The organism is Candidatus Hydrogenedentota bacterium (assembly GCA_019637335.1).
GTDB lineage: Bacteria > Hydrogenedentota > Hydrogenedentia > Hydrogenedentales > JAEUWI01 > JAEUWI01.
In genome coordinates, this window is the sequence record JAHBVV010000018.1 from 99,010 (window position 1) to 113,749 (window position 14,740).

At 64.0% G+C, this 14,740-nt stretch carries 10 protein-coding genes; 4 read left to right on the forward strand and 6 right to left on the reverse strand.

Annotation, left to right across the window (positions count from 1 at the left end; all coding sequences use genetic code 11):
- The first annotated feature begins 4 nt into the window (after positions 1–4).
- Together KF886_17860 and KF886_17865 are read left to right on the forward strand one after the other, a co-directional pair.
- A complete protein-coding gene (locus KF886_17860; GenBank protein ID MBX3179224.1) occupies positions 5–1,543 on the forward strand; it encodes a NarK/NasA family nitrate transporter in 1,539 nt (512 codons plus the stop codon).
- A 10-nt stretch (positions 1,544–1,553) separates the two neighbouring features.
- Complete coding sequence (locus tag KF886_17865; GenBank protein MBX3179225.1) at positions 1,554–3,167, forward strand: hypothetical protein; 1,614 nt, start codon at positions 1,554–1,556, stop codon at positions 3,165–3,167.
- Between the two features lie 846 nt (positions 3,168–4,013).
- On the opposite strand, the gene KF886_17870 is transcribed toward KF886_17865, so the two are convergent.
- The 6 genes from KF886_17870 to KF886_17895 all read right to left on the reverse strand — a co-directional run bounded on the left by KF886_17870 (position 4,014) and on the right by KF886_17895 (position 10,413).
- Positions 4,014–4,937, reverse strand: a complete 924-nt coding sequence (locus tag KF886_17870; protein ID MBX3179226.1) for a TIGR01777 family oxidoreductase — start codon at positions 4,935–4,937, stop codon at positions 4,014–4,016.
- Positions 4,934–5,629 (reverse strand): TetR family transcriptional regulator, encoded by a 696-nt coding sequence (locus KF886_17875; GenBank protein MBX3179227.1) that lies wholly within the window; start codon positions 5,627–5,629, stop codon positions 4,934–4,936. Before KF886_17875 ends, KF886_17870 begins: the two co-directional genes overlap by 4 nt.
- Before the next feature lie 136 nt (positions 5,630–5,765).
- The gene (locus KF886_17880) at positions 5,766–6,374 is read right to left on the reverse strand and encodes a cytochrome C554 (protein MBX3179228.1); all 609 of its coding nucleotides are present in this window, start codon (positions 6,372–6,374) and stop codon (positions 5,766–5,768) included.
- A gap of 138 nt (positions 6,375–6,512) precedes the next feature.
- Complete coding sequence (locus KF886_17885) at positions 6,513–7,634, reverse strand: hypothetical protein (protein MBX3179229.1); 1,122 nt, start codon at positions 7,632–7,634, stop codon at positions 6,513–6,515.
- A gap of 11 nt (positions 7,635–7,645) precedes the next feature.
- A complete protein-coding gene (locus KF886_17890; protein MBX3179230.1) occupies positions 7,646–9,250 on the reverse strand; it encodes a hypothetical protein in 1,605 nt (534 codons plus the stop codon).
- Between the two features lie 95 nt (positions 9,251–9,345).
- Entirely contained in the window at positions 9,346–10,413 is a 1,068-nt protein-coding gene (locus KF886_17895; protein ID MBX3179231.1) for a hypothetical protein, read from the reverse strand.
- A gap of 614 nt (positions 10,414–11,027) precedes the next feature.
- On the opposite strand from KF886_17895, the gene KF886_17900 reads away from it, so the two are divergent.
- Positions 11,028–13,100, forward strand: a complete 2,073-nt coding sequence (locus KF886_17900; GenBank protein MBX3179232.1) for an OmcA/MtrC family decaheme c-type cytochrome — start codon at positions 11,028–11,030, stop codon at positions 13,098–13,100.
- 115 nt (positions 13,101–13,215) lie between these two features.
- On the forward strand, positions 13,216–14,655 hold the full coding sequence (locus KF886_17905; protein MBX3179233.1) for a cytochrome C: 1,440 nt from the start codon (positions 13,216–13,218) through the stop codon (positions 14,653–14,655).
- The last annotated feature ends 85 nt before the right edge of the window (positions 14,656–14,740 follow it).

Below are 14,740 nucleotides of genomic sequence, written 5' to 3' on the forward strand. Positions count from 1 at the left end.
CGCAATGAACGAGTCCCCCAAAGCCTATGTCGTGCTGGCGATGAACACGATCGCCTTTACCGTCTGCTTTGCGTGCTGGATGATGAACGGGGTTCTGGTCACCTTTCTGGTGGAGAACCAGGTGTTTGCGTGGAGCGAATCGCAGGTCGGGTGGCTGATCGGCATTCCGGTCCTCAGCGGATCGATCCTGCGGCTGCCGGTCGGGATCCTGACGGACAAGTATGGCGGCAAGCCGGTCTATACCGTAGTGATGCTGATCTCCGCGGTTCCGATGTATTTTCTGAGCTACGCGGATTCCTACCTGTCGTTCCTGTTGCTCAGCCTCGGCTTCGGGATCGCGGGAACCTCCTTTGCCGTCGGTATTGCGTATTCGTCGGTCTGGTTCAAGAAGGAGCACCAGGGCACGGCGCTGGGGATCTTTGGCGCGGGCAACGCGGGGGCGGCGGTGACCAGCATGGGCGCGCCTTTTCTCCTGCGCTGGCTGACGGGCGGTGGCGAGAACGTGGAGGCGTGGCGGGCCATGCCGCGGATCTACGCCGGCGTGCTGGTCGCCATGGCGGTGCTGTTCCTGCTCTTTACGGTCCACAAGAAGGTGGACGATTCGCATATCACCAGTTTTCGAGCGCGCCTCGCCCCGCTGCGCTACATGCGCGTCTGGCGCTTCGGCCTGTACTACTTTCTCGTCTTCGGCGGCTTCGTGGCGATGGCGCAATGGCTCATCCCGTACTACGTGAACGCCTACATGATGCCGCTCGCGACGGCGGGTCTGATGGCGGCGATCTTCAGCCTGCCATCCGGGGTTATCCGCGCGCTCGGCGGGTACATGTCCGACCGGTGGGGCGCCCGGCGTGTGATGTACTGGGTGCTCGCCTCCTGTCTCATCTGCTGCTCGCTGCTGGTCGCGCCGCGCATGGAGCTGGAATCGCCGGGGAAGGGGATCATGGCGAAGCGCGCCGGCGTGGTGACGTCGGTCTCCGAGGAGGCGATTGTCGTGGGCGAAACGCGGTACCCGCTCCGCACGGCGGAAGGGAAATCGCTTACGGACGCGCAGAAGCATGACGGGGTGCTCGTGTGGCCCACGTTTGCGATGTGGCAGGAGCCCGTGGTGGCGCCGGGCGACGACGTTGTGAAGAAGGAGCTCCTCGCGCGCGGGGTCACGCGGGTGTACTTCCAGGCGAACGTATGGATCTTCACGGGGCTGGTTTTCATTGTCGGGATCATGATGGGGATCGGGAAGGCGGCGGTCTACAAGCACATCCCCGACTACTTCCCGCGCGAGGTGGGGGTGGTGGGCGGCATCGTCGGCGTGCTCGGGGGTCTGGGCGGGTTCATCTGCCCGATTATTTTTGGATACCTGCTCGAACGCACGGGGATTTGGACCACCTGCTGGCTCTTTTTTGCCGTGCTGTCCGGGATTTGTCTGTGGTGGATGCACCGGGTCGTCCAGCGGATGCTGCACGAGGCGGCGCCGGAGCTGATCGGCCACATTGAAGACTTGGAACACGCACGGGAACAGCAGCGCTACGGGCGCGGCGCAACCTGAGGAACGCACCATGGCGGCCTTGAGACAATGGGAGCCGGAAGACGAGGCCTTCTGGAAAAATGGCGGCAGCGCGATCGCGCAACGCAACCTCTGGATATCGATCCCGAACCTGCTCCTGGGCTTCGCGGTCTGGATCCAGTGGAGCGTGATCATCGGGCTCATGCAGGGGGCGCACGACACGAATCCGGACCTGTACAACTTCACCTTTGGCAATGATGGACAGCCGCTTTCCGGCGAGGCCTACAAGGCCCTGCTCTACACCTTGCCGGCGGTCGCGGGGCTTGCGGGCGCAACGCTGCGCATTCCCAATTCCTTCATGATCGCGATATGCGGCGGTCGCAACGTCAAGGCGCTGACCACGCTGCTGCTTATCCTGCCGGCGCTCGGCGCGGGCCTGGCGCTGCGAAATCCCGATACCCCGTTTCTCATGTACATCCTCCTCGCCGCGCTCTCCGGCGTGGGCGGCGGCGCCTTCGCGTCGTCCATGTCCAACATCAGCTTTTTCTTTCCACGGCGCATGCAGGGCCTCTCGCTGGGGCTGAATGCGGGCCTGGGCAATCTCGGCGTGGCCGTCATGCAGCTTTCCGTGCCCCTGGTGATTACGATCGGTATCTTCGGCGGCCCTTCGCAGGCGCTCGACGGCAATCCCGTCTGGATTCAGAACACCGGGCTGGTCTGGGTTCCGGTGCTGGCCTTTTTTGCCGTGGTCGCGTGGTTTGGCATGCACAACCTGCCGCAACACGACTGCGGATCGGCACTGTCCGCCGCCGGGCGCTTCCTGTGGCTCGAACTGCTCGGTTTTGTCGGGGCCGCGGTGGCTATCGTGCTCCTGCTGCTCCCCTGGGGGGGCGTGCCGGAGCTGCTGAAGATTCTGGTGGTGTTGATCGTCGCCGTGCTGGTGACGCTGGCCTGCATGCGCTACCTAACGCCCGCGCAGACCCAGGCGCGCCTCGTCAGCCAGTTCGGCATCTTCAAGAACAAGCACAACTGGATCATGACCTACCTCTATGTCATGACCTTCGGATCCTTCATCGGCTACTCGAACGCGTTTCCGAAGTTGCTCAAGGATGTCTTCGGTTACATCCGCGTGGATGAGGCCGGCCAGCCGCTGGCGGAAGCCATCGTCAATCCGAACGCGCCGAACATCCTGAAGTACGCGTTCCTGGGCGCCGCCATGGGCGCGGCGATTCGACCGATTGGCGGCTGGCTGTCCGACAAGTTCGGCGGCGCGCGCGTGACGCACTGGGACACGATCGTTATGATCGCGAGCGCCGTGGCCTGCGGGTATGTCGTGAGCCAGGCGAACGTCTCGCCGCAACCCGAGAAGTACTTTGCGGCGTTCCTGGCGATATTCATCCTGCTCTTCGCCACCACCGGGATCGGCAACGGATCGACCTTCCGGATGATCGCGGTAATCTTCTCGCGGGAACAGGCCGGCCCCGTGCTGGGGTGGACCTCCGCCATCGCGGCGTACGGCGCGTTCCTGATTCCCAATGTGTTCGCGAGCCAGATCAAGGCCGGCACGCCGCAGTACGCCATGTACGGCTTCGCGATCTACTACGTGACCTGCCTTGCGCTGAACTGGTGGTACTACGCACGCAAGGGGGCCGAGGTGAAGTGCTGAGGCGGGCGCACCACGACGGTGGCAGGGCCGCCTCTGGCCGCAACCGAAGAAATGATCACCACGAAGGGCACGAAGACCACGAAGAGAAAGAGAGTTGAAGCTTTGACCTCAGAGAACGCAGAGAGCGCAGAGAACGCAGAGAGCGCAGAGAGCGCAGAGGATGGCTCTTGTACGCAGATGAAGTAGGTGGTTGAATGAGGGTGCGTTTTTGACCACGAATGGACACCAATGCACACGAATGCGCCTCGAGCAGCCACTGGCCGCGATCAGGATTTGTGACCACGGATGACACGGATGACACGGATAGCAATTGGTTCCGGTCGTTGAGGCGTGCCGGCGGCTGCGTGCGATTTTCGACGCAGCCTGTTCGGATTGCCCAGCATCGAAATGGTAGCGGAGTGGATCGGGCGGCGGGCTGCTTCTTCTTGTTTGTTTCGAGTGCCGCTTCAATCCGTGTCATCGGTGTAATCCGTGGGCAAGAAAAGAATTTCGACCACGAAACTTGCGGAACGGCCGGGAGATACTCCTTGGATCTATCGCTTCGTAAATGCTTTTACAACAGACGGTTATATGGATCTTGAACGAAAGAACTTGCTGAAAAAACAAGAAAATGACGGATAGTAGTACGAAGGGCACGAAGAGAAGAAGTTTGAGAAGGATAGGCATTCACGCAAAGGCGTCGGCGCGGACTTCACGCCTTCCTGATTCAATTGAACCATAACTACACACGGGGTAGCCTCAGGCGGCTGCCGAAAGAAGACAGGACGCGATTTACGCGAAAGTGGGAATCCAGTGGGATTCTCGGGCAAGCGTGTTTGTGTTTCCAGGTGTGCGCGTTCGCGGCGATTACCGGGCGGCAGCGCCCAGCAGATCCTTCAGTGCGCCGGCCAGGTCCGGGTAGGCGAATTCATAGCCGGATTCCAACAATCGCACCGGAATAACCCGCCGGCTCTTCAGGACGAGCTCCGTTTCCGTCCGGATAATGGTCGCGCCCGCCTCCAGGAGCCACGTGGGCAGCGGCAGCCCCAGAGGCATCCCGCAGGCGCGGCGCAATGCGTGCATGAACTCGGCGTTCAACACCGGGGCGGGCGCCGCCAGGTTAACCGTGCCCGCGATCGTTTCGTGGCGGATAATGTGATCCGCCATCCGCGCGAAATCCGCCTCGTGCAGCCAGCTTACGTACTGCCGGCCATTTCCCTGGCGCCCGCCGACACCAAGCCGCGCGAGCACCCGCATCGGCGTCAAGGCCCCGCCGCCCCGCCCCAGAACGATCGCGGTGCGCAGCGCAACCCGGCGCACGGTTCCTGGTATGGGCGCATCGAAGAACGTTTGCTCCCAGCGCTGGCAGACTTCCACTGAAAACCCTTCGCCGATCTCTCCGGTCGGCTCGTCCATGTTCCGGTCTTCCGCATGGCGGTATATTGTTCCCGAGGATGCGTTCATCCACAGCCGGGGCGGATGGGCGCAGGCCGCCACGGCCTCCGCGAGCATCCGTGTGGATTCCAGGCGTGAACTGTATATTGCCCTCCGGTTTGCTTTCGTGTAGCGGCAGTCCACCGACTTCCCGCTCAGGTTGATCAGCACAGCCGCGCCCTCCAGGTGCGCTGCCCACGGTCCGGGAGTTCTCCCGTCCCAGGCGAGCACGCCGCCCGGTCCCCGCGCATGACCGGGCCGGCGAGTGAGTGTGTATACCTCGTGGCCCGCCTCCGTGAAATAGCGCCGAAGCACCTGGCCCAGGAATCCACTTCCGCCCGCGACGACAAGCTTCATCGCCCATCCTCCGCCGCCGGGGCCGCGCTTGTGGCGAGCTCCACAATGCGCGCGGCGGCCTGGCTGATTCCGCCCATGAAGGGCAGTGCGGTGGCCTGGATGAGTTTCTGGATCAGCCCGAGGCTCACGGAAATCAACTCCCGGGTGCGTTGCTGGTTGGCGGAGGCGTCGTTCACCCAGAACAGAATGACGCCCATCTGGTAGAGCCAGAGGATGCGCGCCAGGTGCGGGCGGATTACCGCGTTGGCCTTCAGGTTGCTCCCCTCCAGCGCCTGCTCGATCAGCGCGATGGCTTCGTCGCGCACGGGCTTGGTGTTCGGGCTGAACGGGGAAAGCGGGTGGCTCCAGTCCGCCGCGTGCCGCGCGAGCACGGTGGTCAGGGCGCGAAACGGGGCCATCTGCGCGAGCTTGAACTCGATCAGGGCCGCCATGCGCTGCTGAAAATCCTTCGAGGCCGCCACAATCTCCCAGTTGTGATCCCGGGCCTCCGCGCCGGTGTGCGCGTAAAAGTGCAGCACGAGTTCGTCTTTCGTGCGGAAGTAGTAGTAGGCGGCGCCCAGGGACATGCCCGCCTCGCTGGCGATCATGCGCATGGTGGTCTTGTCGAAGCCATGGGTTTGGAAGAGTTCCAGGGCGGTGGCGAGGATATGGGACTGGGTGGCTTCGCTCTTGGCGGTTTTTTTGGGGGGCATGGTCTGGCCTTTCTGGTTTGAACACGTTCAAAGTATAGCCCGGGAAAGGGCCGCTGTCAAGCAGAACCCGCAAAGAAAAAGCGGCCCGCATCCACTGCTGGATGCGGGCCGCATAATGGGCAGTCTGGAGGAGCGCTTACTCCTGCTTCGCCTTCATCGGGTTCGGGTGCTCGATGATTTTCACCGCCTGCTCGTAGTCGAAGCCGGCCTTGGAGCCGTCTTCCTTCGTGTATTTTTCAGGATCCCAGGTGGGGCTTTCTTCATTGTGGCACTGGAGGCAGAGGGACTCCTCGACTTTCAGGAGGTTCGCCATCCAGTCGACCTCCTCCGAAGTTTTCTTCTTGAACATGACGTCCTTGCCTTCGGCGACGTGGAATTCGCCGGGGCCGTGGCAGGTTTCGCACTGGACGCCCATTTCGGGCTTAATCTTTGCCGGCGCGGCCATGGCCTGGAAGTCGTAGGCCGTGACGTGGCACTTGAGGCACTCGGGGGCTTCGTGCGGGGGCTTGGTCATGCCGCGCTCCTGCGCGACCTTCAGCGCCGCCTCGCTCTTGAGGTTTTCGAAGGCCTTGGAGTGTTTCTCCGCCTTCCAGGCGGTGAACTGGGCGCCTTCGGGCTTCTTGTCGTGGCAGACCTTGCACTGATCCGCGCCAATGTACTCGGGTTTCTTGTCCTGGGCGTGCGCGACGCCCGCAGCCAGCATCAGAGCGACCGCGCCGATGAGACCTTTACGGAAGAATTGCATGGTACCTCCTTCAATTTCTGATTTTTGTCCTGGCAATGCGTGGCTGCCCGCGCAATACCTCCAAGTATAGCGCACATTCACCGCGCGCGAAACTTTTTTGTGCGCGAACCCCGCGAACTGGACGCGGGACGGCGCGAACTATTCATGGCACACCCGGCAGGCGACCGAATTGTTGGTCGGGTGCGGGGCGCGGTGCGGCAGCCCGCCCGGGTGGCACTCGGCGCAATTCGTCGGGAAGATGCCCAGGGTGTGCGGCGACCGGGTCGACGTCCGGTGCTCGATGTTTTCATGGCAGACGGTGCAGGAGGTTTCCTGCGCGGGGAAGTGGCAGGAGACGCAGTGCTGGTTGCGCGAGCCGCCGAATCCGGCGCGATGGGAGCGCGGCGCGGTCTTCTCGTGGCATTTGATGCAGGAGTCTTCCTCGTGGCAGACGGCGCAGCTCTCGCGGTTGATGAGGGCCTGGAGGCCATGGGGTTTGCGGCGCCAGGCGATGGTGTGGTTTTGCGGCTTCTCTCGGCTGTGGCAATCGTCGCAGGTGGCCACCGTATCGTGGCACATGGCGCAATACTGTGGGTCGAACTGGGCCTCTTTACCGTGTATTTTCAGCCAGAGGTCCGGCGAGTCGTGCGCGATGCGCGCGCCGCTGCGGAACTTGGGGCGGGTTTCCTCGGTGATCTCGGAGTGGCAAATCGCGCATTCGTTGGCGACAAAGGCGATATTGGGCTCGCCCGACTCCAGCATGGGCGCGTCGCTGGTCTTGTGGCAATCCATGCACCAGGGCATGAGCGGGCCCTTCGGGAGATCGGGGATTTCGCCGGGGGTCTTGTGGCACTCCATGCAGGAGATTTCCGCGTCCATGTGCTCGGCGTGTCCGAAGATGGTCTCCACGCTCATGCGCTTGACCAGGGGATCGACCGACTGGTCGTCGCGGGTGTGGCAGAAGCTGCACGCGGCCCGGTCGGCGGCCGGGACGTTTTCCTGGGCTTCGACCGCCATCACGACGTCGAGATCGATCTCGTGGCAGATACTGCACAGGTCGTGACCGGGCATCACGTGCGCGGCGTCTTCCCAGATGTGGCAGGTGGTGCAGTCGAGCTGCTGTTCGATATGCGCGTTGTGGCCGGACTTGAGGCCGCGGCTGTGCGGTTCCGGCGCCGCGGCGCGCCCGAAGAGGGCGCCGCCGAAGATGAACGCGGCGCAGTAGAGCGCCACCCCGGCTGCCAGGGTCCAGCGGAAGCCCCGCCCGCGGATTATTTCCATTCCATTCTTCATTAGAATCGTATCCGGTAGCCGGCCCGGAGCCGCCAGTATGGCGAATCGGGCGCATCATCTTCCTCGAAGGATACCTTGGCGAATAGCTCCTGGTCCTTCCGGAACTCCCATTCGATATCGGTAAAAATGCTGTAAACGTTCTCGCGCGTATCCACCACCCGGGTCGCCGCGTATTGCGCGAAGAATGACCTGCCGGGATAGACGCCGGGAAGCAGGGCGACGATCGCGTCGTTCAGTCGCGCGGTGCGGTAGTCATACTCGATGACGCGATCCTTGTAGCGCACGAAATCGACCCCCGCGCGCCACTTCACGGTTTCCCACTTCCGCTCGACCTCGCCGGTCACGGTCCAGTAGCCCTCGCCCTCCGAGGTGTCCCAGTATTCGAGGGAGGTGGAGACATCGAATTCGCGGTACAGGTCTTCGACGTACAGGACGGTGGCGAGGCGGTAGTAGTCGCGGCTGCCGGTGTAGAAGTCGTCGTTTTTCGCGTCGCGGATTTCGCCTTCCAGGGAGAGGGTGACCCGCTTGGTGATTGGGCGGTGCAGGCCGATGTAGAGGGTCTTGTGTTGCCGGTACTGGCCCAGGATTTGGTAGAAGGGCGAGAGATCCGCCGTGGTGTCGCCGGTCGTGTCGAAAAGCTGGCGGTAATCCACGTCGTAGAGGAGATCCAGCCGCGGTATGTAGCCGTTGAGGCTGAGCACGAGTTCGTTCACGTCGCCTCCGAGCGTGCCCAGGCGCGCGAAGAGGCGGGTGTTTACGCCGAAGCTGTGCCAGAGGCTCAGGGTCACGCGGCTGTCATTGATTTCATTGGCGATGGGCCGGTTGAAGCCGCCCAGCAGGGAACTCCGGCGCGCGCGGGCGACGCCATAGCGGCTTTCCTCGGCATAGTAGCCGTCCAGCGCGAGGCGCGTGTGGACGCCCGGTATAAAGGCGACGCCGCCGCCGAGCACGAGATCGTCCGAGGTGTCGCGGTATATGGAGGCGCGGGCGCCGATGAAGCCGTACCACTCGAGCCGGTCGTGGCGCTTCTTGAGGTACAGCCCGTCCACCCGGTTGTAGGTCGCGCCCTCGCGGATGCGGTGCCGCCCCAGGCGCAGCACGGATTGATCGCCCAACACGCCGTCGATGTCGGCGTACAGGTAGAGCAGCCGCGCCTGCACATCGGAGGCGGACGCGTCGTTGATGTCGCGCAGGGTATTGGGTTTTCCGCGGTCCGAGGAGAGGTCCTGGTGCAGCCAGAGCGATCCGCGCAGGTGCAGCCGGGGCATTTGGGGCGGGTCCATCTCCAGGCGCAGATACTCGCTCAGGTCCCAGTCGTTTCCGCCGCCGGAGATAACACTGTCGATTTCCGCCTCAAAGGAGCCGCGATACCAGGGCGCGGTGGCGGCCCGCGTTTCCGGCGCTTCCCCCGCGTCGGGCGGGGTTTCACCCGAGTCCTCTTCCGCGGGCGCTTCGTCGCCCTCGCTCTCGGGAGCCGCATCCTCCGGCGGCGCTTCGGCCGCCGCCTCCGGACTGGCGGCCTCCTCGACGACCGTATCCGGCGCGGCTTCGGCGTCCTGGGCGCGGGCGGCCGGGTGGAAGCAGGCGGCGATCAGCAGGATCAACAAGGCGATCCCCCCGCCGCAACGTTTCGCTTCGTGCCTTCGAGAAAGCAACGCCCGTAACCTTTCCATGTGCCGGTGTGCCGGCGTTTGCGCGATCAGGGCCGCGCCCCGAGCATTTCGTAAAGGGATTGCAGGTATTCGTTGTTGGCCCGATCCGCGGGATTGTGCGCGGTCCCGGAACCCGGCGCGCTGGAATCGTGGCAACCGGTCACGCCGGCGCACGAATTGGGCGGCGCGGGCGTGACGCCTTGCGCCACGGCGTCGTTCGTGGCGATGGGCGGAATGGTAAACAGCGAGTGGTCGTGCCCCGCCGCGCCGCCGGCGTCCAGCGGCGGGAGGTGACAGCTCGTGCAGCGGCTTGCGCCCGACCCCGCCGGATCGACCGGATGGAAGGGGCCGGTGTGAAAATCGACGTCCGCGTCGGTCCGGAAGCCGAGCTGCGCACTCTGGTGGCACTGCAGACAGAGGCGGTTGTCCGCCGGATTGGCGCGGAACATGTCGCCCTGGTGCATGTTGTGGCAGCTTGCGCAGGTGGCCACGTCCAGCTGCGCGTGGGTGCTCGCGGCGAAGCCCGCCACGGCGCCCTCGTGGCACTCGCCACAGAGCATGGCGTAGTTTTCGCTGCCGAACCGGGCGGGCGAAGTGGCGCTGATCGCCATGCCTCCCTGCTTGTGCACGTTGTGGCAATCGGTGCAGGTTGCGGCGCCCGCGTTGAAGTGCGCGGTCCGCAGGAAGCCGCTCACCGAATCACCGCCCGGCGTCGTGGTGTCCGCGTGGCATTCGGTACACGCCGCGTGCCGCTTTTCGAATGGCAGGCGCCCGGGATTATCGATGAAGAGGCCGAAACGCCCGCCGTTGCGGACATGCCGCAGGCCGGGGCCGTGGCAGGTTTCGCAGGAGATGGACTTGTGGGGCCCCTGGAAGTGCTCGCGCTGGTCGCTTGCGCTGCGGCCGTCGTGGCAGGCCATACAGGTGGCCGTGCCGACCTCGCCGGGCCCCAGTGCGGTCCCGCGGCATCCGTCCACGCCCAGCCCGAGCAATGCGGCCGCCGCCAGGCCGAATCCTCCCAGCGCCGCGCGCGCGCGCCGCATGCGGCGGCGTGGCGAGGCCGCCGCGATTACACCGCGCACCCCCTCCCCCATTCCCAAATTACGGTCCACCATGTTCCCTCGCCGATCCAACCCGTTTCTCCGCCCGCCCAGCAGCCGCCGGAGACTACGCTGGCGTATCCCGGTCTTGCGGCATTGGCTGTCTGGCGCCAGACAGTAAGCAATCTTGTTGCCAACTCCCGAACGGAGTGGCGCTTGGTTCCCAATGGCGTTCACGCTAGCACGAACGCGCGAGCAAGTCAAACAAAACTACCTTGCGAAACGAACCGATCTGGTGTAAGGTGGAGCAGTAACCGGCGCACTACTGTGCAATTGAGCAGGCGCCGGGTGTTCAATTGAACACATCGAGATCACTTCTGAGCGACGGGGGGAATCCGGACCCGATAGTGAGTGACGGAAATGGCCGAAAATGCGCGGGTAGACGGGCAAATCGAGGGCCGGGGAAGCAGACGGTAATCTTGGCATGGAAACGGCTTGCATTGCAGGTTAGATAGCCAGCATCAGGGCAGCAAATGGCCATGGCGGCTGTCGAATTGGAAGTGTGTCGCATCGGATCCGCATGGGGTCGGCTTCGGTCGTGGCGACCACGGCGCCGGAGAGCGAGTTGGGAATCCGCCCGTAGAGGGCGTTCAGGAACGCACGGGGAACCGTGAAGGGAGAATCAGGTTATGGCCAGCCAGCGTGAAGTGAGGAAAGCCACCGGGTGGGCGTTCGTGTCGTTGTTAGCGACCGCCGTTCTGTTGGTGGGCTGCCCCGTGACTCCAAATCCGGATCCGGACCCGGATCCCGACCCGGAACCCCAGGTGGTGGTTCCGGTTTCCACTTCACCGGGCCTGAACGTGGAAATCGAGAAAGTGGAGATCCCGGCGGACCTGAAGCCGGTGATCCATCTTACGATCACGGACAACGCGGGCCAGCTGATCCCGTTGCGCGAACTCACGGACGCGCGCTTCATTCTGGCTTACCTGAATCCGTCGCCTCCCGAGGGGAGCACGGCCCACTACATCAGCTATAACACCCGAACGGAAGCCGCGGCGGGCGGCGGCACGGTGCTGCAGGCGACGTACGACGGGGCCGGGCTGGGCGGCCTGACCCAGAAAGCGGACGGGACCCTGAGTTATAAGTTTGGAACGGCCCTGCCCGCGGACTATATCGAAAGCGCCACCCACCAGATCGGCGGGCAGCTCTCGCGGCGTTTTCCCATCGACGAGGTCGTTTATCCCGCGAACGCGGACTTCAAGTTCCGCCCGGACGGCGGCATGGAACTGGGCGCCCGCGAGATTGTGAACACGGAGACGTGCAACGTCTGCCACACGCGGTTGGCGGTTCACGGTACGCGCCGCGAAGTACAGCTTTGCATCCTCTGCCACAACCCGGGATCGACGGACGGGAACACGGGCAATTCGGTCGATTTTGCGGAGATGATACATAAGATCCACCGGGGCGCGGGCCTGCCCAGCGTGCAGGATGGCGAGCCCTACCAGATCATCGGTTTCCGCAACACGGTGCACGACTATTCCGAGGTGCATTTTCCGCAGCCGGTACAGAACTGCACGGCGTGCCACGCCAACACCGACATGGCGAACATCTACATGACCACGCCCACCATCGCGGGTTGCGCCTCCTGCCACGACCGGACCTGGTTCGGCGATCCGCTGCAAACGCCGGCGGGCTGGGAAAACCACCTGGCCGGCCAGCAGGTTGACAATCGCCTGTGCGCGCTGTGCCACACGCCGACCGCGCCCGGGCCGTCTCCGATCATGGAAGCGCACCGGCTGCTGACCGATCACCCGAACGCGCCGGGTCTCGCGCTGACCGTCAACCGCGTGACGACGGCCGAGACCGAGACGGGCATCGCCGTGACAATCAACTTCACCGCGGAGGACGAAAGCGGCGCGCCGTACACGCAGCTTTCCGCGCTCTCCACGGTCGCGGCGACGGTCGCCTACCCGGCCGCCGAATACGAGACTTCATTCCGCGAGACGATCAACGCGGGCAATTCCGTCGCTAATGGGGATGGAACCTTTAACTACACATTTAACCGCCAGCTACCCGCGGGGCTTACCGACACCGTCGCCGTGGCGATGGACGGCCGGTTGAACTTCGCCATTGGCGACCTGAACGTGACCCAGGGCACCTCGTCCAACGGCCGGATGATCTTCACGGCCAACAACAGCCAGCCCGTCGAGCGGCGCCAGATCGTGGACGACGCGAAGTGCAATGCCTGCCACGGGGAGGTCCGGCTGCACGGAAGTCTGCGCGTCGGCGTCGAGTACTGTGTGATGTGCCACAACCCGAGTTCCTCGGACATCAACCGGCGGCCGGAAGGCGCCGGCGATCCGGAGACGATCAACTTCAAGGACATGATCCACAAGATCCACCGCGGCGCCGAGCTGGAAAGCGGCTACACGGTCTATGGCTTCGGCAGCACCGCGTTCGATTTCACCGGCGTGCACTTCCCTGGCGACCTGCGCGCCTGCGAAATGTGCCACGTCGAAGGCTCCTACAGCGTTCCGCTGGCTATGGAGACCCTTTCAACCATTGTGACGGATGCGGCCGGCGCGCTTCTGAGGGAGAAGCTTCCCGAGCGGGCGGCCTGCGTATCCTGCCACGACAGCCTGATTACCGAGGTGCACGCGATCCTGCAGACCGACCCGAACACACGGGTGGAGTCTTGTTCGGTGTGCCACGGCAACAACGCGGATTTCTCGGTGCTCGACGTCCACAACATGGGCCCGTGATCGCGGGATTCGCCAGTATAATCAGTAGTACGGGTCGCGGGGAAGGTGGTAGTACCGAGCCGCCTTCCCCGCGGCATCCATGATGGTTCGGGCCGTAGCGCGGGAGAATGGATTCATGACAAGGACACCCAGGGGATGGAAGTGGGCTATCGGCCAACTTGTCTGGCGTAACTGGCTGACGTTGTTCGGCAGCAGCCTGACCACGGTGAGCGCACTGGCGATTATCGTGTTCATGGTGCTTGGGGGGGCGGGCGTCGCCCTTTCGCCCTATATCGGCCTGCTCACGTACCTGGTGCTCCCGGGAATCTTCGTTTTCGGCCTGCTGCTCATTCCGCTGGGCGCCTGGGTTGACCGGCGGCGGCGCCGCCGCCTCAACGAAGATGAGCCCGCCCATATCGATCTGGATTTCAACAACCCGCGCATCCGGCGGCTGGCGATGATCGTCACCGTGCTTACGGCGGCCAACATCGCCATCATATCGGCGGTGAGCTACGAGGGCGCGGTGTACATGGAATCGGTGGCTTTCTGCGGCACGACATGCCACACCGTGATGGAGCCCGAGTTTACGGCCCACATGAACTCGCCGCACGCGCATATCAGCTGTGTGGAGTGCCACATCGGCCCGGGGCTGTCCGCGATGGTCCACGCGAAGCTCAACGGGCTCAACCAGGTGTACGGCGTGCTGACGGGCTCGTATGAACGCCCAGTGCCGACGCCGGTGCACGGCATGGCGAACGCGGAGCTTACCTGCGGCGAGTGCCACAACCCGGGCATGGATCTGGGGAACACCTTGCGGGTAACGACGGATTACGCCACCGACGATGCGAATACGCCCCTGACGTCCGTTCTGCTGATGCGCGTGGGCGGGCGGGGCGTCGAGGGCACGGGCATCCACAACTGGCACCTCGCTCCCGGCCGGGAGGTCTACTTCTATTCGCCGGACGACAAACGGGAAGTGATCACCTATGTGAAGGTGGCCAATGAAGACGGCACGGAAGTGGAATACTTCGTTGACGGGGCCGAGGTTGACCCCGCCTCCCTGCCACCCGGCGCCTTGCGGAAGATGGACTGCACCGATTGCCACAACCGGGCGAGCCACGTCTTCGAAATGCCGGGTCCCGCGTTGAACAAGGCCATTGCGCGTGGCGAGATCGATGTTGCGCTGCCGTCCGTGAAGGCGGCGGGCCTGGAGGCGCTGGAGGGCGCGGTCGCGGCGGAGGATGGCCCGGCCTTCATTGCGAAGTCGGTACAGGACTATTACGCGGCGAACTACGCGGACGCCGCGGCGCAACAGCAAGCGCTGATCGATCGGGCGATCGCGAGCATGCAGGGCATATACAAGCGCAACATCTTCCCGAAAATGAATATCGGGTGGGGGACGTATCCCGACCACAATGGCCACACCATGTTCAATGGGTGCTTTCGCTGCCACGACGACGGTCACAGCAGCCGCGACGGCGCGCACGTCATCAGCCAGGACTGCACCGCGTGCCACAACGTTGTTACGTGGCAGGAGGAGAACCCCGAAATACTTTCGACCCTGGGGCTTCAGTAAGGTACGGCTTGCCGCGGCGTCGCCCGGGATGGCGCCGCGGGGCACAGCAGGTGTCCCGGCGCGCCCGCGCGAAACGGCGGGTGAA